The sequence below is a fragment of the Sphingomonas swuensis genome (assembly GCF_039538045.1).
Classification (GTDB): domain Bacteria; phylum Pseudomonadota; class Alphaproteobacteria; order Sphingomonadales; family Sphingomonadaceae; genus Sphingomicrobium; species Sphingomicrobium swuense.
This window is the reverse complement of sequence record NZ_BAABBQ010000001.1, coordinates 1686229-1706226: the sequence shown is the minus strand read 5'-3', so window position 1 is coordinate 1706226 and position 19998 is coordinate 1686229. Positions and strand designations below refer to the sequence as shown.

Annotated in this window: 18 protein-coding genes and 1 tRNA gene; 17 read left to right on the top strand and 2 right to left on the bottom strand. The window is 66.4% G+C overall.

Features of this window, described 5'->3' with window-relative positions:
* The first annotated feature begins 24 nt into the window (after window positions 1-24).
* The 4 genes from ABD727_RS08530 to ABD727_RS08515 all read left to right on the top strand — a co-directional run bounded on the left by ABD727_RS08530 (window position 25) and on the right by ABD727_RS08515 (window position 3213).
* Window positions 25-101 (top strand) — tRNA-Arg (locus ABD727_RS08530).
* 41 nt (window positions 102-142) lie between these two features.
* A complete protein-coding gene (locus ABD727_RS08525) occupies window positions 143-1414 on the top strand; it encodes an FAD/NAD(P)-binding protein (RefSeq protein WP_344706978.1) in 1272 nt (423 codons plus the stop codon).
* Entirely contained in the window at window positions 1407-2021 is a 615-nt protein-coding gene (folE, locus tag ABD727_RS08520) for a GTP cyclohydrolase I FolE (protein WP_344706976.1), read from the top strand. Before ABD727_RS08525 ends, folE begins: the two co-directional genes overlap by 8 nt.
* A gap of 37 nt (window positions 2022-2058) precedes the next feature.
* A complete protein-coding gene (locus ABD727_RS08515) occupies window positions 2059-3213 on the top strand; it encodes an aromatic ring-hydroxylating oxygenase subunit alpha (RefSeq protein WP_344706974.1) in 1155 nt (384 codons plus the stop codon).
* On the opposite strand, the gene ABD727_RS08510 is transcribed toward ABD727_RS08515, so the two are convergent.
* On the bottom strand, window positions 3161-4516 hold the full coding sequence (locus ABD727_RS08510) for an APC family permease (RefSeq protein ID WP_344706972.1): 1356 nt from the start codon (window positions 4514-4516) through the stop codon (window positions 3161-3163). The genes ABD727_RS08515 and ABD727_RS08510 overlap by 53 nt on opposite strands.
* 81 nt (window positions 4517-4597) lie before the next feature.
* Here ABD727_RS08510 and fabD point away from each other — a divergent pair, with 81 nt between their 5' ends.
* The 7 genes from fabD (at window position 4598) to ABD727_RS08475 (ending at window position 13171) form a co-directional block, all read left to right on the top strand.
* Window positions 4598-5521 (top strand): ACP S-malonyltransferase, encoded by a 924-nt coding sequence (gene fabD / locus ABD727_RS08505; RefSeq protein ID WP_344706970.1) that lies wholly within the window; start codon window positions 4598-4600, stop codon window positions 5519-5521.
* A complete protein-coding gene (gene fabG, locus ABD727_RS08500) occupies window positions 5521-6261 on the top strand; it encodes a 3-oxoacyl-[acyl-carrier-protein] reductase (protein ID WP_344706968.1) in 741 nt (246 codons plus the stop codon). Before fabD ends, fabG begins: the two co-directional genes overlap by 1 nt.
* A gap of 175 nt (window positions 6262-6436) precedes the next feature.
* Window positions 6437-8365, top strand: coding sequence for a molecular chaperone DnaK (gene dnaK / locus ABD727_RS08495; protein ID WP_344706966.1), 1929 nt, complete (start codon window positions 6437-6439; stop codon window positions 8363-8365).
* Window positions 8366-8467: 102 nt separating this feature from the next.
* Window positions 8468-9580 carry a molecular chaperone DnaJ gene (dnaJ, locus tag ABD727_RS08490; RefSeq protein WP_344706964.1) on the top strand — a complete coding sequence of 371 codons (1113 nt, stop codon included), beginning with the start codon at window positions 8468-8470 and terminating at the stop codon, window positions 9578-9580.
* Window positions 9581-9616: 36 nt separating this feature from the next.
* On the top strand, window positions 9617-10669 hold the full coding sequence (locus ABD727_RS08485) for a serine hydrolase domain-containing protein (protein WP_344706963.1): 1053 nt from the start codon (window positions 9617-9619) through the stop codon (window positions 10667-10669).
* A gap of 103 nt (window positions 10670-10772) precedes the next feature.
* Window positions 10773-12596: a glutamine--fructose-6-phosphate transaminase (isomerizing) gene (gene glmS, locus ABD727_RS08480; RefSeq protein ID WP_344706961.1), complete on the top strand. Its 1824-nt coding sequence runs from the start codon at window positions 10773-10775 to the stop codon at window positions 12594-12596.
* 53 nt (window positions 12597-12649) lie between these two features.
* Entirely contained in the window at window positions 12650-13171 is a 522-nt protein-coding gene (locus ABD727_RS08475) for a YcxB family protein (RefSeq protein WP_344706959.1), read from the top strand.
* On the opposite strand, the gene ABD727_RS08470 is transcribed toward ABD727_RS08475, so the two are convergent.
* Window positions 13168-14079 carry a LysR family transcriptional regulator gene (locus ABD727_RS08470; protein ID WP_344706957.1) on the bottom strand — a complete coding sequence of 304 codons (912 nt, stop codon included), beginning with the start codon at window positions 14077-14079 and terminating at the stop codon, window positions 13168-13170. The two genes, ABD727_RS08475 and ABD727_RS08470, sit on opposite strands and share 4 nt — an antisense overlap.
* A gap of 166 nt (window positions 14080-14245) precedes the next feature.
* On the opposite strand from ABD727_RS08470, the gene ABD727_RS08465 reads away from it, so the two are divergent.
* From ABD727_RS08465 to ABD727_RS08440, 6 genes are read left to right on the top strand one after another with little or no spacing between them, the layout of a single operon-like run.
* Window positions 14246-15364, top strand: a complete 1119-nt coding sequence (locus tag ABD727_RS08465) for an EpsG family protein (RefSeq protein ID WP_344706956.1) — start codon at window positions 14246-14248, stop codon at window positions 15362-15364.
* Window positions 15361-16239 carry a glucose-1-phosphate thymidylyltransferase RfbA gene (gene rfbA / locus ABD727_RS08460; protein ID WP_344706954.1) on the top strand — a complete coding sequence of 293 codons (879 nt, stop codon included), beginning with the start codon at window positions 15361-15363 and terminating at the stop codon, window positions 16237-16239. Before ABD727_RS08465 ends, rfbA begins: the two co-directional genes overlap by 4 nt.
* Window positions 16239-16787, top strand: a complete 549-nt coding sequence (rfbC, locus tag ABD727_RS08455; protein WP_344706952.1) for a dTDP-4-dehydrorhamnose 3,5-epimerase — start codon at window positions 16239-16241, stop codon at window positions 16785-16787. The genes rfbA and rfbC overlap by 1 nt, the downstream gene beginning before the upstream one ends.
* Window positions 16784-17842, top strand: coding sequence for a dTDP-glucose 4,6-dehydratase (gene rfbB, locus ABD727_RS08450; RefSeq protein ID WP_344706950.1), 1059 nt, complete (start codon window positions 16784-16786; stop codon window positions 17840-17842). Before rfbC ends, rfbB begins: the two co-directional genes overlap by 4 nt.
* Complete coding sequence (gene rfbD, locus ABD727_RS08445) at window positions 17839-18747, top strand: dTDP-4-dehydrorhamnose reductase (protein WP_344706948.1); 909 nt, start codon at window positions 17839-17841, stop codon at window positions 18745-18747. The genes rfbB and rfbD overlap by 4 nt, the downstream gene beginning before the upstream one ends.
* Entirely contained in the window at window positions 18744-19970 is a 1227-nt protein-coding gene (locus ABD727_RS08440) for a glycosyltransferase (protein WP_344706946.1), read from the top strand. Before rfbD ends, ABD727_RS08440 begins: the two co-directional genes overlap by 4 nt.
* Window positions 19971-19998: the final 28 nt, after the last annotated feature.

The following is a 19998-nucleotide window of genomic DNA, read 5'->3' as shown; positions in this document are numbered from 1 at the left end:
CCTCTCCTGTAGGGCAGCGCTGAAGGCCCCGTAGCTCAGCAGGATAGAGCGCCAGATTCCTAATCTGTAGGCCACTGGTTCGAATCCAGTCGGGGTCACCACATCTTCTTCAAAGGCCCGCACGCTGACTGAGCGCACGACAATGGACCCGGTCGCAGTGATCGGCGGCGGTTTCTCGGGCGTGATGACCGCGGTGCAGCTTTCCCGGCAGGGCGTGCCGGTGCGACTTCTCGAGCAGACCGAATTGGCCGGTCGCGGCACCGCTTATGGCACGCGCGATCCCAATCACCTGCTGAACGTGCCCGTGGCGAAGATGAGCGCCTGGCCTGACCGACCGGACGATTTCCGTACGTGGCTGAAGGCGGACGGCGGCGACTTCGCGCGTCGGATGGACTTCGGCGACTATCTCGCCGGCGTGCTCGCCGACCACCCGCATGTCATGGTCGAGCGGGGCCGCGTGGTCGCAATGGATCGCGTTGATGCAGGCTGGCGCCTTTGGCTTGAGGACGGACGCAGCTTCGCCGCCTCGGCCGCCGTCCTTGCGCTCGGCAACGAACTGCCGGCTGCTGTCCCCGGCTGGGAGCAGTTGCCGATGCTCGGCAATCCATGGAGCCCGGCGGCGCAGGAGCGGCTCGCGCAGGCGGCCGCGAACGACGAGACCTTGCTCCTCATCGGGACCGGGCTGACCATGATCGACGTCATGCTCTCGCTTGATGGCGCTGGCTTTGCGGGGCGGGCAGTCGCGGTCAGCCGCAGGGGCCAATTGCCTCGCGCCCATGCGGCGCATGATCCTGCGCCGGTCGAGAGGAGCGAACTTCCCGAGGTGTCGTTGATGGCCTTGTGGCAGTGGCTTCGTCGTCGCAGCCTGGAAGTCGGCTTCAGGGCGGCAGTCGACAGCCTGCGCCCGCATTCGATCGCGCTTTGGCAGGGTTTCAGCCAGGAGGATCGCCGCCGCTTCCTCCGCCATGCGCGGCCTTGGTGGGACGTCCACCGGCACCGGATCGCGCCGCAGGTCGCGGGCCGCGTGCAGGCGATGGTCGCCGAAGGCCGGCTCGAGGTAGTGGCGGGGCGCCTTCAGCAAATCGCCGAGGGCGAGGTCGTCATCCGCACCCGGAGAGGGTCGGAGCGCCGCCTCAGGCCCTCGCTGGTCGTCAACTGCACGGGACCGCTCGGCGATCCCCGGCGAAGCGCCAATCCGCTGCTTCGCGCTCTGCTTGAACAAGGCGCGGTCGAAGCCGATGAACTCGGCCTCGGCCTTCGCACCAGCGACCGCGACCGGGCAGGGCATCGCCTGTGGGCGGTGGGTCCGCTGACCAAAGGCATGTATTGGGAGATGACCGCAGTGCCCGATATCCGGGGCCAAGCGGAGCGCATTGCTGTCGACATCGCGAAGGACCTTGAGCTTCATGGCTGACACCCCCGACGATGGCGATCTGGTCGCCGCTCCCGCGAAGCTGCCGGTGCCCGACGATGTCGCCGAGGCCGTTCGCACCCTGATCCGCTGGGCCGGGGACGATCCAACCCGCGAAGGTTTGCTCGACACGCCGGCACGAGTGGCGCGGGCATGGAAGGAATATGCCCGCGGTTACGGCGAAGATCCTGCCGCGCATCTCTACCGGACCTTCGACGAGGTCGGCGGCTATGACGAGATCGTGCTTCTGCGCGACATCCCGTTCCAGTCGCACTGCGAGCACCACATGGCGCCGATCATCGGCAAGGCGCACATCGCCTATCTGCCCAACACACGCGTGGTCGGCATTTCCAAGCTGGCCCGCGTGTTGCACGGCTTCGCACGGCGGCTGCAGGTGCAGGAGCGGCTCACCGCACAGGTTGCCGACTGCATCTGGGAGCATCTGCAGCCAAAGGGGGTCGCGGTGGTGATCGAGGCGACCCATGCCTGCATGACCGCCCGCGGGGTCAACACCCCCGGGGTGCTGATGACCACCAGCCGGATGATGGGCACCTTCCGCGAGGACGAGCGAAGCCGCAAGGAAGTGCTTGCGCTAATGGGCAAGGGCTAGGCTGGACCCGGGCGCTCCGGCCATGGCACAAGGGTGCATGGCTACCCGGCTCCGCGCTGCCTCCGACCCGCTCGACGACCTCAGCCTGCCCGGCTGGCTCTACTGGCACGAGGGCTTCTTCGCGGCCGAGAAGCAGTCCTTCCTTCGTGCCGCGCCGCAGGTCGTCTGCCACGAGAACGAGATTCCAAGTCCCGGCGACTGGCGGACGCTCGACTATCTCGGGGAGAGCGTCATCGTCATCCGCGGCGACGATGGTGAGGTCCGCGCCTTTACCAACGTCTGCCGCCACCGCGGCTCGCGACTGGTCGACGGAAACGGCGGCTGCGCCAAGGTCCTGACCTGCCCCTATCACGCGTGGAGCTATGCCCGCGACGGCCGGCTGGTCGGGGTTCCGCACCGGCAGGAATATCCAGGATTGGAGCCCGAGCGGCTAGGCCTGGTCCCAGTAGCGCTGGAGCGCTGGCTCGGCTTCCTCTTCGTCACGCTCGAGCCAGGTGCGCCGACGGTCGCCGAAATGATGGCCCCTTATGCCGACGAGGTCGCACCCTATGCCTTCGAGCAGTTGCAGGCGATCGGCCGGGTGACGCTTCGGTCGCGCGAGCTCAACTGGAAGACGATTGCCGACAATTATTCCGACGCGCTCCACATTCCGGTCGGGCATCCGGGGCTGACCCGGCTGTTCGGACGCGGCTACCGGGTCGAGGCGAACGAGCATGTCGACCGGATGGAAGGCGACCTTGTCGACGGCGCTTCGGCCAACCCGTCCGAGCGGGCCTACCAGGCCCTTCTGCCCGAGGCGGCGCACCTGCCGCCGAGCCACCGCCGCAAGTGGCTCTACTTCAAGCTGTGGCCCAACGTCGCCTTCGACATCTATCCCGATCAGGTCGACTTCATGCAGTTCCTGCCGCTTTCGGCGACAAGGACGATGATCCGCGAGATCAGCTATGCGCTGCCCGACGAGCGGCGCGAAATGAGGGCCGTTCGTTACCTCAACTGGCGGATCAACCGGCGGGTGAACGCGGAGGATACCGAGCTGATCGGCCGGGTGCAGGAAGGGATGCGCTCGCCATCCTACCAGCCCGGCCCGCTGGGCACGTCCGAAGTCTCGCTTCGCGCATTCGCTCAGAAGCTACGGCGGCTCATCCCCGAGGCGAGGCTGCCGGCGCCGCCTCCCGGATGGTCCGCCGGCTGAGCCAGCGCAGGGGGAGGCCGGCGAGCGCCAGGACGATGCCCCACGCGACCGCTTCCATGCCCGACCCGTAGAACATGGCGAGCGAGTAGAGGATCGCAGGGACTGCGATGACCGCGCCCGTCACCTTTAACCGCCATGCCGCTGCGGCGCAGGCGAGATAGAGCACCAGCGCCCCGACCGCGGAGACGAGTGCGACGAAGTTGAAGGTCGCGAGGAAGTTTTCGCTGACCGAACCCAAGACCATTATCGCGGCGAGCAGGGCGGACAGCCACAGCCCGCGCCGAGCAACTCCATTGGCGTCGGTGACCGCCAGCGATTGCGGCAGGTCTCCGGCATTGGCCAGCGCGCGCAGGATTTCGACCGACAGCAGCAGAAGCGCATTGCAGGTTCCGAGTGCGCTGATCGCCCCGACGAGGGCGACGAGTGTCTGGGCACTGGCGCCCAGGCTCGGCGCGATGGCGTCGGCGATGGGGGTGGGCGAACTCGCCGCCACCGCGCTTGGAAGCAGCCACAGCACGGCGACCGTGGCGAAAAGGTAGAGCAAAGCGACGAAGGCGGTCCCGCGGATCGTCGCCGATGGCACCAGTTCCTGCGACCGGTCGGTGACGTTGGCGCTGATTGTCCCTGCCTCGAAGCCGGTAAAGGCGAACAGCATCAGCGCCGCCGCGGCAAGCGTCCCGGCAAGGCCGAGCGGAACCGGTGCCAGTGGCTGCGGCGTGCCGCCGCTGGCGAGGAGAAGGAGCGCGAGGATCACGACGACGAGCAATGGCACGAGCTTGATCAGCGCGGCGGTGACCTGGACCCGCCCCGCCGAGCGCGCCCCGCGCGACTGCACCAGCGCGAGGATGGCGATGGTCGCGACGCCGATGATGGTCACCGACCAGGGCGAACGCAGCGCGGGAATGGCAACGCCGAGCGCTCCGCCGACGGCGATGGCGGTCGCCGCGACGCCCATCACCTGCGAGATCATGCTGCTCCACAGCGCGACGAAGGCGGTGCGGTCGCCGAACGCCGCAGCGACATGGCTGAAGGGACCGCCGGGCAGCGCCCCGGCCAGCCTCGCCATCGACAAGGCAAGCAGGAAGGTGCCGAGGCCGGTCAGGACGAAGGCGGCGACGAGGTTGATTCCGAAGGGCGCGACCTGGGCAGGAAGGAGGTAGATGCCCGATCCGACGATGGTGCCGACGACCATCGCCAGGCTCATCATGCGGCCGAGGCGCTTCTCGGGCGGAGGTGGCGGAGGAGGCGGCGGCACCGCGGCGTGATCCACATGCGTCAGCTCATCGCCAATCTCGTGGCTCATGCTTTCCTTGTCCCCGGTCTTCACTTTGGCCCCGCGCGCGACTAGCGCCCGCAGCCAATCGAATAGCAGAAGGCTTGGTTGATGCGCGCATTTCTTTTCCCGGGGCAGGGCAGCCAGTCGGTCGGCATGGGTGCCGCGTTGGCCGAGGCGAGCAGCGCCGCCCGCGACGTGTTCGCCGAAGTGGATGAGGCGCTCGGCCAGCACCTGTTCCGCATCATGCGCGAAGGACCCGAGGCCGACCTCACGCTGACCGAGAATGCGCAGCCGGCGATCATGGCGCACGCCATTGCCGTCTTCCGCACGCTGGGGCTGGACGTGACCAAAGCCGACTTCGTCGCCGGCCACAGCCTCGGCGAGTATAGCGCGTTGTGCGCAGCCGGAAGCCTTGATCTCGCGACCACCGCGCGCCTGCTCAAGCGCCGCGGCCAGGCGATGCAGGCGGCAGTTCCGGTTGGCGAAGGCGCGATGGCCGCGCTGCTCGGGGCGGACCTCGACAAGGCACAGGCGATCGCCGCCGCCGCGGCCGAGGGTCAGGTCTGCACCGTCGCCAACGACAACGACCCGAGCCAGGTGGTCATTTCCGGCCACCGCGCGGCGATCGAACGCGCGGTCGCCATCGCCAAGGACCATGGGGCCAAGCGCGCGGTCCTGCTCCCGGTTTCGGCGCCTTTCCACTGCCCGCTGATGCAGCCCGCGGCCGACGCCATGGCCGACGCGCTCGGCGGAACGGAAATCAAGGCTCCTGCCGTTCCGCTCTATGCCAATGTCATTGCCGTTCCGATCGACGATCCCGCTCGAATCCGTGAGCTGCTGGTCGAGCAGGTGACCGGCATGGTGCGCTGGCGCGAGAGCATCGAGGAAATGGCTCGTGCCGGCGTCGATGACTTCATCGAGATCGGCGGCAAGGTGCTCGGCCCGATGGTCAAGCGCATCGCGCCCGACGCCCGGGTGACCAGCGTCATCAGCATGGCCGACATCGAAGCGGCCGCGAAGGAGATTGCATGATGTTCGACCTGACTGGAATGACCGCTCTCGTGACCGGCGCCAGCGGCGGGCTCGGAAGCGCGATTGCCAAGGCCCTTGCTGCGCAAGGCGCGCGTCTCGCTGTCAGCGGCTCGAACGCCGAGAAGCTCGAGAGCTTCCGCTCCGGGCTCGGCGGCGATCACGTCGCCTTGCCGTGCAACCTCTCGGACGGGTCTGCGGTCGACGCGCTCGTCCCGCAAGCGGTCGAAGCGCTCGGCGGCAAGCTCGACATCCTCGTCAACAATGCCGGGATTACGCGGGACAATCTGCTGATGCGGATGAAGGACGAGGAGTTCGATTCGGTGCTCCAGGTCAACCTGGCCGCGGCCTTTCGCCTGATGCGCGCGGCAGCCAAGCCGATGATGAAGGCCCGCTTCGGGCGGATTGTGTCGATCACCTCCGTTGTCGGCCAGACCGGCAATCCCGGCCAGGCCAACTATGTCGCGGCAAAGGCCGGGCTGGTGGGGATGAGCAAGGCTGTCGCGCAGGAACTCGCGACCCGCAATATCACCGTCAATTGCGTCGCGCCGGGGTTCATGGCGTCGGCGATGACCGATGCGCTGAACGACGCGCAGCGCGCCGCCATCCTCGGCAAGATTCCTGCGGGCGCGATGGGCAGTGGCGAAGACGTGGCATCCGCCGTCGTCTATCTCAGCAGCCGCGAGGCGGGCTACGTCACCGGCCAGACGCTGCATGTGAATGGCGGCATGGCGATGGTCTGACACTCGCGAGCTGTTGTTGTAAGCGGCTGGGGAGCAACATCTTCCCGGCCGTATTGCAATGCTGCCACACCGAGTCCTTGTCGCCGCTTTCACCCTCCCTATATCGCCGCCGAAACATGAACGCGGGCGTCCCTTCAGGGGGCGTCCGAGGGGCGAGTGAAAGGGTAGAAGAAAAATGGCGAAAGTGATCGGGATCGATCTCGGCACGACCAACAGCTGCGTTGCGGTGATGGAAGGCGGCAAGCCGAAGGTCATCGAGAATTCGGAAGGCGCGCGCACCACGCCGTCGGTGGTCGCCTTCACCAAGGATGGCGAGCGCCTGATCGGCCAGCCGGCCAAGCGCCAGGCCGTCACCAATCCCGACAACACCATCTTCGCGGTCAAGCGCCTGATCGGCCGCCGCTTTGACGACCCGGTGACCAAGAAGGACACCGAGCTGGTCCCCTACAAGATCGTCAAGGGCAACAATGGCGACGCTTGGGTCGATGCCGGCGGCCAGCCGTACAGCCCGTCGCAGATCAGTGCCTTCACGCTCCAGAAGATGAAGGAAACCGCCGAGGCCTATCTCGGCGAGACGGTCAGCCAGGCGGTGATCACCGTTCCCGCCTACTTCAACGACGCGCAGCGCCAGGCGACCAAGGACGCCGGCCAGATCGCGGGCCTCGAAGTGCTGCGCATCATCAACGAGCCGACCGCCGCGGCGCTGGCCTATGGCCTCGACAAGGACACCAACAAGACCATCGCGGTCTACGACCTTGGCGGCGGCACCTTCGACGTGTCGGTCCTCGAGATCGGCGACGGCGTGTTCGAGGTGAAGTCGACCAACGGCGACACCTTCCTCGGCGGCGAGGACTTTGACGCCAAGATCGTCGAGCATCTCGCGGCCAAGTTCCAGGCGAAGGAAGGCATCGACCTCCGCAAGGACCGTCTTGCGCTGCAGCGCCTCAAGGAAGCCGCGGAGAAGGCCAAGATCGAGCTGTCGTCGACCGCGACGACCGAGATCAACCAGCCCTTCATCACGGCGCGCATGGAGGGTGGTTCGACAACCCCGCTGCACCTCGTCGAGACGATCACCCGCGCCGACCTCGAGAAGCTGGTCGCCGACCTCATCGACCGCACCCTCGAGCCGTGCCGCAAGGCGCTGGCCGACGCGGGCGTCAAGGCCGCCGACATCTCCGACGTCGTGCTGGTCGGCGGCATGACCCGCATGCCGCGCGTCCGTGAGGTGGTGAAGGAGTTCTTCGGCAAGGACCCGCACACCGGCGTCAACCCGGACGAGGTCGTCGCCATGGGCGCCGCGATCCAAGCGGGCGTGCTTCAGGGCGACGTCAAGGACGTGCTGCTGCTCGACGTGACCCCGCTGTCGCTCGGCATCGAGACCCTCGGCGGCGTGTTCACCCGGATGATCGACCGCAACACGACCATCCCGACCAAGAAGAGCCAGGTCTTCTCGACCGCCGACGACAATCAGAATGCCGTCACCATCCGGGTCTTCCAGGGTGAGCGCGAGATGGCCGCGGACAACAAGATCCTCGGCCAGTTCGACCTCGTCGGCATTCCTCCGGCGCCGCGTGGCGTGCCGCAGATCGAGGTCACTTTCGACATCGACGCCAACGGCATCGTCAACGTCTCGGCCAAGGACAAGGGCACCGGCAAGGAGCAGCAGATCCGAATCCAGGCATCGGGTGGTCTGTCGGACTCGGACATCGACAACATGGTCAAGCAGGCCGAGCAGTTCGCCGAGGAAGACAAGAAGCGGCGCGCTGGAGCCGAGGCGAAGAACCAGGCCGAGAGCCTCGTTCACTCGACCGAGAAGCAGCTTGCCGAGCATGGCGACAAGGTCTCGGCCGAGGTGAAGAGCGAGATCGAGACCGCCATCGCCGAGACCAAGACCGCCATCGAGAGCGGCGATGCCGACGCGATGACCACCAAGTCGAACGCGCTGACCCAGTCGGCGATGAAGCTTGGCCAGGCGATCTACGAGAGCCAGCAGGCGGGCGGCACCACCCAGTCCGCAGCCGACACGGCCGACAATACGCAGGCGGGCCAGGAAGAAGTGGTCGACGCGGAATATTCCGAAGTCGACGACGACAAGAAGGCGTAAGCCAGTGATTGGCGTCCTCCCCGCGAGAGCGGGGGCCTCGGGAGGTACTCAACACCCTGAGGTCCCCACCATCGCGGGGACGACGGTGTCAGGATTGCGTCAATGACTGTTCACACCGACTATTACGAGCTGCTCGGAGTCCAGCGCGGCGCTGACGAGCGGACCATCAAGATGGCCTATCGCAAGCTCGCGATGGAGTGCCATCCTGACCGCCACGGCGGCTGCGCCGAGCAGGAAGCCAAGTTCAAGCAACTGAACGAAGCCTACGACTGCCTCAAGGATCCTCAGAAGCGGGCGGCGTACGACCGCTTCGGGCATGCCGCTTTTCAGCAGGGCGGGGCAGGCGGTTTCGGCGGCGGCGCGGGACCCGATTTTTCGGACATCTTCTCGTCCATCTTCGGCGAGTTCATGGATCCCCGCGGCGCTCGCCAGAACGCCGCTCGCGGCGCGGACCTCCGCTACGACCTCGAGCTGTCGCTCGAGGAGAGCTTCGCAGGCAAGTCGGCGACGATCGACATCGAGACCTTGGCTCCGTGCGAACCGTGCGAGGGCGATGGTGCGCGGGGCTCTTCGGTCCCGATCACCTGCCCGACCTGTCACGGCGCCGGCAAGGTCCGTGCGCAGCAGGGATTCTTCGTGGTCGAGCGCGGCTGTCCCTCGTGCCACGGCCATGGTGTGACCATCGCCGACCCCTGTCCCGAGTGCCAGGGCGAGGGCCGGACCCTCAAGCGGCGGACCCTGACCATCCAGGTTCCCGCCGGGGTCGACGAGGGAACACGCATCCGCGTTGCCGGGGAAGGCGAAGCCGGCATCCGCGGCGCCCCGTCGGGCGACCTTTACCTGTTCGTGCACCTCAAGCGCCACGCGCTCTATGGCCGCGAGGGGACGACCCTCATCGCCGAATGCCCGGTCAGCTTCACCACTGCCGCGCTGGGCGGCTCGATCACTGTCCCTGGCATCGATGGCGAGAAGATCGAGGTCAAGATTCCGTCGGGCGTCCAGTCGGGTGAGACGCTGCGGCTTCGCGGCAAGGGCATGGGCGTGCTGAACGGCCGTGGGCGCGGGGACATGGTGGCCCGGATCCTGGTCGAGACGCCGACCCGGCTGACCGCCAGGCAGAAGGAAATCCTCACCCAGTTCCGCGAAACGGAAACCGGCGAGGAATGCCCGGCGAGCAAGAGTTTCTTCTCGCGGATCAAGGATGTGCTGGGCTAGGAGCGGCAATCCTGTTGCGTTCCTGAAGGCATTTCCATGATCGATCGTCGGCTGTTCGTCAGCGGCATCTCTGCCGCCATCGCCGCGAGCAGCGTTCCCGTCCGGGCGCGTGATCGATCGGCCTCCGACCTCGTCATCGACCACTTCGCCGCGGCCAATGGCTTCAGCGGTTCGATCAGCCTCGGCGCCAACGGGCGCATTCGGCACCAGCGCCTGTTCGGCCTTGCCGACCGTGAGGCGCGACTGCCTGTCGCGGCCGATACGACCTTCCGGATCGGCTCGGTGTCCAAGTGGTTCACGGCGGTCGCACTGCTGCGAATGGTCGACCAGGGGCGGATGGCGCTGGGCGCACCGATCCGCACCCACCTTCCCGTGCTTGGTGGGCCCTATGGGTCAGTTTCGGTCGAGCATCTGCTCGCCAACGACAGCGGCATCCCCGACCGGGTCACCCAGGCGATCAAGGACGAGCCGCAGCTGCGCACCTCGCGCGCCGGGTCGGCCGAGATGGTCGCACGCTTCGCCGAGGGCGATCTCGCCTTCGCGCCGGGCGGGCGCTTCGACTATTCCTTCTTCAACTGGGTTCTCCTTCATGCCGCGATGGAGCGAGTCGCCGGGAAGCCGTTCGAGGCGGTGCTGGCCGAACAGGTCTTCCGTCCGCTCGGGCTGTCCCGCACCGGCTTTGTCGACACCCGGGATGGAGGCATCGCGGGGCTGGCCGCTGCTTATGGCACGAGCGGGCGCAAGGACCTGCGAGTTCCGCCATTCGGCGGCGCGAGCGGCAACATCCATGCAAACGCGGCCGACCTGATCCGGGCGGCATATCTGATCAATCACGGCAGACTCCTCTCCGCGCGTTCGCGTGCCGAGCTAGTCCGCGTTCGCGTGCCCACGGAGGGTTACGCCCTTGGCGGGCGGGTCCGCACCATCGGGGGACGACGCGTCGCCTGGGAGACCGGCAAGGTGCAGGGCTATCGCACGCACCTCGCCCACGATCTCAGGACCAGTCGGTCCGTGCTCATTCTCAACAACAGCGACCTCGATCAGGACGTCCTGACCGGCGCTGTGGAGGCTCTCCTGCCGCTTGCCTGAGGCAATGCGGAAAGTGACCGATATATTTACGTTTCGCAGCTCACTTGGCCGCGGCTACCGACATCGCTAGCGCGGGCATGAGATTTCAAGGAAAGACAGGTTTATGTGCGGCATCGTCGCGATCGCAGGCAAGCAAGCGGTGGCCCAGCGGCTGTTCGAAGGACTGAAGCGGCTCGAATATCGCGGCTATGACAGCGCCGGTATCTGCACGGTCGATGGCGGCGCGTTCGAGCGCCAGCGGGCCGAAGGCAAGCTCGACAATCTCGCCGCGCGGCTGGCGGAGGATTCTCCCCCCGGGACGATCGGCATCGCCCATACCCGCTGGGCAACGCACGGCGCACCGACCGAGAGCAACGCCCATCCGCACATCGCTGGTCCGGTGGCGCTGGTCCACAACGGCATCATCGAGAACTTCAAGCCGCTTCGGCAGGAACTGCTGGCCGAGGGCCGCAGGATCCTGTCCGAAACCGACAGCGAAGTGGTGGCGCATCTCGTCGCGCGCGAAATCGAGAAGGGCGCCGACCCGCAGTCGGCGGTCGCGGCGGTTCTTCCCCGGCTTCACGGTGCCTTCGCCATGGCCTTCCTCTTCCGCGACCATCCGGACCTTGTGATCGGTGCCCGCATGGGTGCTCCGCTGACCGTTGGCTATGGCGAGGGCGAGAATTACCTCGGCTCGGATGCTATCGCGCTGGCGCCCTGGACCCGCCGCATCGCTTATCTCGAAGAAGGCGACTGGGTCGTGGTGCGCCGCGACGGCGTGCAGATCTTTGACCGCGCGAACCAGCCGGTCGAGCGGCCGCAGGTCGACAGTGAGGCCTCGGCCGAGACGATCGGCAAGGGCAACCACGCGCACTTCATGCGCAAGGAAATCTACGAACAGCCGATCGTGGTCGCGCAGACGCTTCAAAGCTATGTCCGCGCCTTCGACGGGGAAGTGGCAATTCCCGCCAGCGACTTCGACCTGGCGGCGGTCGATCGCGTGACCATGGTCGCCTGCGGGACCAGCTTCTACGCCGGCATGGTCGGAAAATATTGGATCGAGCGGTTTGCCCGGGTTCCGGTCGATATCGATGTCGCGTCCGAGTTCCGCTACCGCGATCCCGTCCTCGAAAAGGGCGGGCTTGCGCTCTTCATCAGCCAGTCGGGCGAGACCGCCGATACACTGGCCGCGCTTCGCCACGCCCGCGAGCAGGAGCAGAAGATTGCGGTCGTCGTGAATGTCCCGACGAGCTCGATGGCGCGCGAGGCGGACCTGCTGCTTCCGACCCGCGCGGGCCCGGAGATCGGTGTCGCCTCGACCAAGGCTTTCACCTGCCAGCTGGCGGTCCTCGCCGCGCTCGCCGTCAACCTAGCCCGGGCCAAGGGCCGGATCACGGCGGAAGAGGAAAAGGACATCGTCGCGCACCTCCAGGAGGCGCCCGAGGCAATGACCCAGGCACTCGACCATGACGAGGACATCAAGGCGATGGCGCCGCTGATCGTGCCCGCCCGCGACGTGCTCTATCTCGGTCGTGGCCCGGACTATCCGATGGCGCTCGAGGGTGCGCTCAAGCTCAAGGAAATCAGCTACATCCACGCGGAAGGCTATGCTGCGGGCGAGATGAAGCATGGACCGATCGCGCTCATCGACGATCAGGTCCCGGTGATCGTCCTGGCTCCGTCGGGTCCGCTATTCGAGAAGACCGTCAGCAACATGCAGGAGGTTCGCGCCCGCGGCGGCAAGATCGTCCTTATCAGCGATGCCAAGGGGTTGGCCGAGGCCGGCGAGGGCTGCATGGCGACCATCGAGATGCCCGAGGTCCATCCCCTGATCGCGCCGCTGGTCTATGCGGTCCCCGTTCAGCTGCTGGCCTACCATGTCGCCGTGCTCAAGGGCACCGACGTCGACCAGCCGCGCAACTTGGCGAAGAGCGTCACAGTCGAGTGAGCGCTTGCCCGGAAGAAGGTAGGCGCTAGGCTCGCCCTACGGGGGAACCTGCGTTGGATCGGATTGCGGACGACGAAGTCTCGATCACCTATGAGGCGTCGGATTTCCGGGCGTTGTCGCGCACGTGCAAAAGTTGCCGACGTAGGTTGGTGACTTCGGGAATGTTGCTCCTCGCGATCGGCGCGGGATCAGCATACCTGTTCGAAGGCACCAGGGGCGTCGACCTTATCTACGCGGCGCTGCCATACGTCCTCATCTGGATGGTAATGGTCGCCGCCATCTATCTGTTGTCGCCGATGTGGCAGGTGCGACAACGCCGGAAGAGTGGCTGGGCGACACCGATGAAGCTGCGGATGAACGAAGCGGAGATTGCGATCCATCATGAGGTTCAGTCGCTTCAGCATCGGTGGGCGGCGATCAAGCGCGTCGTCGCGACCAGGGACCGCCTCTTTCTCTTCACGACCGACAGTTGCGCCTTCATCCTCCCGCGACGCGCATTCGCCAGCGACGCCGAGTTCCAGCGCTGGTCTGAGCGCGCCGGAGCCTATTGGAGCGACGCTCACCCTGCCGGCTAGGCGGCGACCCTGAGCTGAAGGTTGCGGACGTGCGCGCTCAGGCGCTCGTAGAGGAAGTCGATCACCGCCCTCACGGCAGGCTGGTGCCTTACCCGCTCGTGGGTGAGCAGCCACATCTGCCGCCGCTCGGCCATTGGCGGGAGGCAGCGGATGATGTCGGGGAGGGCGTCCGCGACAACGCAGGGCAGCACCGCGATCCCTAGCCCGGTCTGGACGGCGCTGAGCAGTCCTGTCGCGCTCCCTTGCTCGACCGTAACCCGATCCGCGAGGCCAGCCTGTTCAATCCACTCGCCATATTCGCGGGCAAGCTGGCCGCCGCCGCCGCCCACCAACGTGTGCGCGCGAAGGCCGGGAATCGAACCGGGAACGCCATGCCGCTCGGCGTAGGAACGGCTGCAGTAGAGGGTCCAATTGTCGGCGACGAGCCTTCGTCCAACCAGCCCACCGCCCTCCATCTTCTCGCTGCTTCGAAGGGCAATGTCGGCCTCTCCCGCGGCGAGGTCTCTCAGCCCGATGGTGTTGTCGATCTCGATCCGGACTTCGGGATAGGTCTCGTGAAGTTCGAGCAGATGCGGCGCGAGGAGGGCGGTGCTGAAGATCTCCTCGGCGGTGATCCGCACGGTGCCGGACAACGAGCGTCCGGCCGCACGGGCCTGCGCTTGGGCAGCAAGCGCCGCCGCCTCGACGGCCTCGGCCCGCGCAACCAGCGCTCCACCTGCGGCGGTAAGTGCGTAGCCGGCCGAGCGGCGCTCGAACAGACCGAGCCCCAGCGCTTCCTCGAGACAGGCGATGCGGCGGGCGACGGTGGTCTGGCTGACCCGCATCGCGCGGGCCGCGGAAAGCGTACTGCCGCTGCGCGCGACGGCGAGGAAGGCCCGCCAGTCGTTCCAGTCCGCATCTCGTTGCATGTCCAGAACATAGGAGGTCGCCGGGCCGCTGACCACTGCGACTGCGCACGGGAGCCGACGCGTCTGTTGTCACTCTCTCACTTCTCGCCGGTCTGCGGACGCCGAGACCGCCGTGAGCGGTTTGACTTGCGTCATGAGGGTGGCACTGCCACAGACCCGGCGACCCATGCTGCCCTACTGGATCCTGTTTCTCTTCTTCGCGATCGGAGCGTTGATCAGTCTGCGCGGACGCCTTCCTGCGCGACTGCCGGCCCATGCGCATCCTGCGACGGGACACACAATCGAGGGGGCGGCGCTGCCGAGCCAGATGGGCGCCCTGCTTCCCTTCGCCTTGCTCCTGCTGTTCCTGATGATCGGCCTCCGTTTCGAGGTCGGCGGCGACTGGCTGAACTACCTCAGCATCTTCGAGCGCAGCCGCATCTTCTCGCTCGGACAGCAGATGGCGCGTGGCGACTGGGGATACACGCTGCTCAATTATGGCGTGTCGCAGGTCGGCGGGGGTTTCTGGCTGGTCAACGCGATCGTCGCCATCCCCTTCGTGTGGGGCTTCTACCGGCTTGCGAGGACCCAGCCCGAGCCATGGCTGATGATGGCCGTCGCGGTGCCTTACCTGATCATCGTCGTCGGCATGGGCTATACCCGGCAGGCGGCGGCCATCGGCTTCCTGATGATGGGCATCGCGGCGATCATCAACGGCGCGGGGATTGTCCGCTTCACGCTCTACATCCTTGCCGCGGCGCTGTTCCACAAGACGGCGATCGTCTGCCTGCCGCTGATGCTATTCGTGTTTCCGCAGTCCCGACTTGCCAACGTGCTGATGGTGGTCGCTCTGACGGCCTCGCTCAATACGCTGTTCCTGTCGGACAGCTTCGAGCGCCTGAGCCGCAACTATATCGAGGCGAAGTACAACAGCTCGGGCGCGGCCATCCGCATCGCCCAGCTCGTCCTTTCCGCCATGATCTTCTACATCGGAAGGAAGAAGCTCGGTTTTGATGCGCGGGAAGAGCCCATCTGGCGCAATCTCTCGCTGGTGTCGTTGCTGATGGTGCCCGTCCTGCTGCTGTCGCCCAGCTCGACCGTTGTCGACCGCATTTCGCTCTATTTGCTGCCGCTTCAGATCGTCGTGCTCGCGCGCGTGCCGCTGTGGCTTCGTCAGGCCTTCCTCGGCCGTCTGCTGGTGCTGGTCTACTCGGGGACAGTGCTGTTCGTCTGGCTGAACTATGCGGTGAATTCGTTCGGCTGGCTGCCATACCAGACCATCCTTACGGAAAGTTCGGGCCGATGAAGGGCATCATTCTGGCGGGTGGGAGCGGGACCCGCCTCTATCCTGCGACCATGGGCATCTCGAAGCAGCTCCTGCCGGTCTATGACAAGCCGATGATCTACTATCCGCTCGGCGTGCTGATGCTTGCCGGGCTGAGCGAGATCCTGATCATCTCGACTCCGCACGACCTTCCGCAGTTCAAGCGGCTCCTCGGCGACGGCAGCGCGTTCGGTATCAAGCTCAGCTACGCCGAGCAGGCCGAGCCCAACGGCCTTGCCGAAGCCTTCATCATCGGCCGCGAATTCATCGGCTCTGACCCGGTGGCGCTGATCCTCGGCGATAACATCTTCTATGGCGCCGGCCTTGCGGGGCTGGTCCAGGCCGCGGCCTCGCTGACCGGCGGGGCGCAGGTGTTTGCCTATCATGTCGAGGATCCCGAGCGCTATGGCGTGGTCGAGTTCGATGCCCAGCGGCGGGCTCTGTCGATCGAGGAGAAGCCAGCAAAGCCGCGCTCGCGCTGGGCGGTGACGGGCCTCTATTTCTACGACAATCAGGTAGTCGACATCGCGGCGAACCTTGCTCCTTCCGAGCGCGGCGAGCTGGAGATCACCGACGTCAACCGAATCTATCTCGAACGCGGCCAGCTTGAGGTTCAGCTGATCGGGCGCGGCTATGCCTGGCTCGACACGGGAACCCACGACAGCCTGCACGACGCGTCCTCCTTCATCCGCACGATCGAGCATCGGCAGGGCCTCAAGGTCATGTGCCTCGAGGAGATCGCGCTCGAGCGCGGCTGGCTTTCCGCCGACCAGGTCCGAAGCCGCGCCGACGCGCTCGGCAAGACCGACTATGCGCGTTACCTTCGCACCCGAGTGACCGAGATCGAGCAGGGCTGATGGACTATCGCCATCTCGACGGCGGGCTGACGGAGATCGTTCCGCGCCGCATCGCCGATGAACGTGGCTTCTTCTCCGAAGTCTGGAATGAGGCCATGCAGCGGCTGACCGGCTTCACCGACGGCTTCGTTCAGGAGAATCACAGCCGCTCGGTCGCGGCCGGCGTTCTTCGCGGCCTCCACTATCAGCTGCCACCGTTCGCCCAGGCCAAGCTGGTCCGGGTCACTCGTGGTGCAATTTTCGACGTGGTGGTCGACATCCGTCGCTCGTCGCCCGCTTTTGGCCGCTGGCAGGGAGTGAAGGTCTCGGCCGAGCAGTGGAACCAGTTGTTCGTGCCGACCGGCTTTGCCCACGGCTTCCTGACCCTCGAGCCGGATACCGAAGTGCAGTATAAGGTAAGCGCGCGCTACAGCGCCGAGCATGAGCGGACGATCCGCTTCGACGACCCGGCGATCGGGATCGACTGGCCGACCACCGCCGGTGCTCTGACTCTTTCCGACAAGGATCGGTCCGCGCCCCTCCTGGCCGATGCGGAGCTGTTCGCGTGAGCCGGCGTCTGCTGATCACGGGCGGTGCGGGCTTCATCGGCTCGGCGGTGGTCCGCCGACTGGTCGCCCGCGGGCACCATGTGGTGAACCTCGACAAGCTGACCTACTCCGGCAATCTCAACTCGCTTCGCGACGTCGAGGGGATCGAGAACTACCGTTTCGTCGAAGGCGACATCGCCGACGAAACGCGGGTGTCCGCACTGCTGGCGGAGCACCAACTCGACGGCATCATGCACTTGGCCGCCGAGAGCCATGTCGACCGCTCCATCGATGGTCCGGCCGCCTTCATCGAGACCAACGTGGTCGGTACCTTCCATCTGCTCCAGGCCGCGCTCGGCTACTGGCGCACGCTGGGCCGCGAGGCGGCCGAGAACTTCCGCTTCCACCATGTCTCGACCGACGAGGTGTTCGGCGACCTGCCCTTCGACGACAGCCTGTTTCGCGAGGATACGCCCTACGCGCCTTCCTCGCCCTATTCGGCGAGCAAGGCGGCATCGGACCATCTCGTTCGCGCCTGGCACCACACCTACGGGCTGCCCGCGGTCTTTTCGAACTGCTCGAACAATTACGGGCCGTTCCACTTCCCCGAGAAGCTGATCCCGCTGGTCATCCTCAATGCGCTCGAGGGCCGCGAGCTGCCTGTCTACGGCAAGGGTGAGAATGTCCGCGACTGGCTTCATGTCGAGGATCATGCCGAGGCGCTGGAGCTGATCCTGACGCGCGGAAGGGTCGGCGAGAGCTACAATGTCGGGGGAAGCGCCGAGCGCACCAACCTGCAAGTGGTCGAGGCGATCTGCGACCTGCTCGACGCGAGGGCTCCATTGCCGGAGGGGCAGCGGCGGTCGCTGATCCGCTTCGTCACCGACCGTCCGGGCCATGACCGCCGCTATGCGATCGACAGCTCCAAGCTGCAGGGCGAGCTTGGCTGGGCGCCGCGCCACAGCTTCGAGGAAGGGCTCGCCGAGACCATCGACTGGTACCTCGCGAACGACTGGTGGTGGCGGCCGATTCGCGAGGGGTGCTATTCAGGCGAACGGCTCGGGACCGCCGCGTGAAGATCCTGGTGCTCGGCCGTTCTGGCCAGTTGGCCACGGCTCTCTCCGAGATGGCTGGAAGCATGGCCGAGGTCCGACTGCAGCGGGTCGGCAGGCCCGACCTCGACATGGCCGAGCCGGGGCAGGTCGCCGACCTGATCGCGGCGGAGCGCCCCGACCTCGTCATCAACGCCGTTGCCTACACCGCCGTCGACAAGGCTGAGCAAGAAGAGGGGCAGGCATTCCGCCTCAATGCGGAGGCGGCCGGCGAAGCGGCGGAAGCGGCCGGCAGGGCAGGGGCGGGCTTCATCCACGTCTCGACCGACTATGTCTTCGACGGCTCGGGCGATCGACCCTGGAGCGAGAGCGATCCGACCGGCCCGCTCGGAGCCTACGGCCGTACCAAGCTCGCCGGCGAGATCGAGGTTCGCCGCCGCAACCCCGACGCGCTGATCGTGCGGACCTCATGGGTCTACGGACCGACGGGCTCCAACTTCGTCGCCACGATGCTCCGCCTGGGTGCCACCAAGGATCGCATCACTGTCGTGGAAGATCAGGTCGGCTGCCCGACCCATGCCGGGGATCTTGCCTGGGTGCTCCTTACGCTGGCCCGGCGCTGGCCCGAGCCCGCCGGATTGACGCTGCACGTCGCCGGTTCGGGCGCGCTCAGCTGGGCAGATTTCGCCCGCGCCACCTTCGAAGCGAGCGCCAGCGCGGGTGGGCCGTCCGCCGAGGTCATCGGCATCAGCACGGCCGACTATGGCGCACCGGCCCCGCGTCCGGCCAACTCGCGACTGTCGACGGAGCTTCTGAAATCGCGGTTCGGACTGGTCGTGCCGGGCTGGCGCGAGCGCATCGGGCCGACCGTCGCCAAGCACCTCGCGGGCATGGCGCCTGCCGCATGTGCGGGTGCCGGAAAGCCATGACCGACGTCCTCTACCTCAGCCACAACGGCATCACCGATCATATCGGACAGTCGCAGATCGCGCCCTACAATCTCGGGCTGGCGGCGCGAGGCTACCGGATCCACATCGTCAGCGTCGAGAAGCCCGGACGCGACGCGCTGATGCAGCGCTACCGGGACCGCTTCGAGGAAGCCGGCATTCGCTGGTCCCACGTGACCTATCACAACCGCCCGCAGGTGGCGGCGCAATTCTACGACATGGCGCGCATGCACCGGCTCGCGCTCGGCATTGCCAAGGCCGAGCGTCCCCGCCTCGTCCATAGCCGCAGCTGGCTCCCGCTCGAGATCGGCAAGGCGGTCAAGCAGGCGGTCGGAGCGCGCTTCCTGCTCGATTTTCGCCACTTCTTTATCGAGAGTGGCATTCAGGACAGCCGCTTTCCCTGGGTCTACCGGCTGCTTGGCACCCGCGAGAAGGGCTATTTCGACGCCGCCGACCATGTCGTGACCTTGACCGCCAAGGCGGCCGAGGTGCTGAACACCAAATATCCGCATGCCGGCGGCCTCGACCGCTACACTGTCATCCCCTGCTGCGCCGATTTCGAGCTTTTCGACATGAGCCGGGTCGCTCCCGAGCGAGTGGCGGCGGCGCGATCGCGGCTCAAGCTCGAGGAAGGGCAGCCGGTCCTTCTCTACCTCGGCAGCATCGGTGCCGTGTACCTCCTCGACGAGATGGTCCGGCTGTTCGTCGAGTTCCGCAAGATCAAGCCGAATGCGCGCTTCCTGTTCGTGTGCAACAATGGCGAGCAGGAGATCGCCGCTGCGGTCGCAGCCGCCGGTCTTCCCGCCGATTCGGTCAGCATCGTCAACGCTTCGCGCGACGAGGTCCCGGTCTACCTGGCGCTTGCCAGCCTCTCGGTCATGTTCTTCCGCCCGAGCGCGGATCTCGCGGGTTGCTCTCCGACCAAGATGGCCGAGCTGTTCGCGGCCAACGTCCCGATGATCAGCAACAGCGGGGTGGGCGACCTCGACGACATTCTCCGCCCGCAGCGCAATGCCTCGCTGGTGGTGATGGACTTCAGTCCCGCGACCCTGCGATCGGCGATCGAGCAGGTCCTCGCGGTACCGGAGACGACGAGGCGCGCGACCCGCGGTAAAGCGGATGCGTTCACGCTGGAACATGGTGTCGAAACCTACGCTTCCATCTATGAGCGGCTGATTGGCGCGCCGGCTCGAAACACGACGTGAGAACAAGCAGGATGAGGATTGTGGTGGT

Excerpts from the sequence above, each read along its gene's own strand:
- dnaJ (WP_344706964.1), top strand. The coding sequence starts at position 8,468 with ATGACTGTTCACACCGACTATTACGAGCTGCTCGGAGTCCAGCGCGGC.
- fabD (WP_344706970.1), top strand. The coding sequence starts at position 4,598 with ATGCGCGCATTTCTTTTCCCGGGGCAGGGCAGCCAGTCGGTCGGCATG.
- rfbC (WP_344706952.1), top strand. The coding sequence starts at position 16,239 with ATGGACTATCGCCATCTCGACGGCGGGCTGACGGAGATCGTTCCGCGC.
- ABD727_RS08510 (WP_344706972.1), bottom strand. The coding sequence starts at position 4,516 with ATGAGCCACGAGATTGGCGATGAGCTGACGCATGTGGATCACGCCGCG.
- dnaK (WP_344706966.1), top strand. The coding sequence starts at position 6,437 with ATGGCGAAAGTGATCGGGATCGATCTCGGCACGACCAACAGCTGCGTT.
- fabG (WP_344706968.1), top strand. The coding sequence starts at position 5,521 with ATGTTCGACCTGACTGGAATGACCGCTCTCGTGACCGGCGCCAGCGGC.
- ABD727_RS08440 (WP_344706946.1), top strand. The coding sequence starts at position 18,744 with ATGACCGACGTCCTCTACCTCAGCCACAACGGCATCACCGATCATATC.
- folE (WP_344706976.1), top strand. The coding sequence starts at position 1,407 with ATGGCTGACACCCCCGACGATGGCGATCTGGTCGCCGCTCCCGCGAAG.
- ABD727_RS08485 (WP_344706963.1), top strand. The coding sequence starts at position 9,617 with ATGATCGATCGTCGGCTGTTCGTCAGCGGCATCTCTGCCGCCATCGCC.
- ABD727_RS08515 (WP_344706974.1), top strand. The coding sequence starts at position 2,059 with ATGGCTACCCGGCTCCGCGCTGCCTCCGACCCGCTCGACGACCTCAGC.
- ABD727_RS08465 (WP_344706956.1), top strand. The coding sequence starts at position 14,246 with ATGCTGCCCTACTGGATCCTGTTTCTCTTCTTCGCGATCGGAGCGTTG.
- rfbA (WP_344706954.1), top strand. The coding sequence starts at position 15,361 with ATGAAGGGCATCATTCTGGCGGGTGGGAGCGGGACCCGCCTCTATCCT.
- glmS (WP_344706961.1), top strand. The coding sequence starts at position 10,773 with ATGTGCGGCATCGTCGCGATCGCAGGCAAGCAAGCGGTGGCCCAGCGG.
- ABD727_RS08470 (WP_344706957.1), bottom strand. The coding sequence starts at position 14,079 with ATGCAACGAGATGCGGACTGGAACGACTGGCGGGCCTTCCTCGCCGTC.
- ABD727_RS08525 (WP_344706978.1), top strand. The coding sequence starts at position 143 with ATGGACCCGGTCGCAGTGATCGGCGGCGGTTTCTCGGGCGTGATGACC.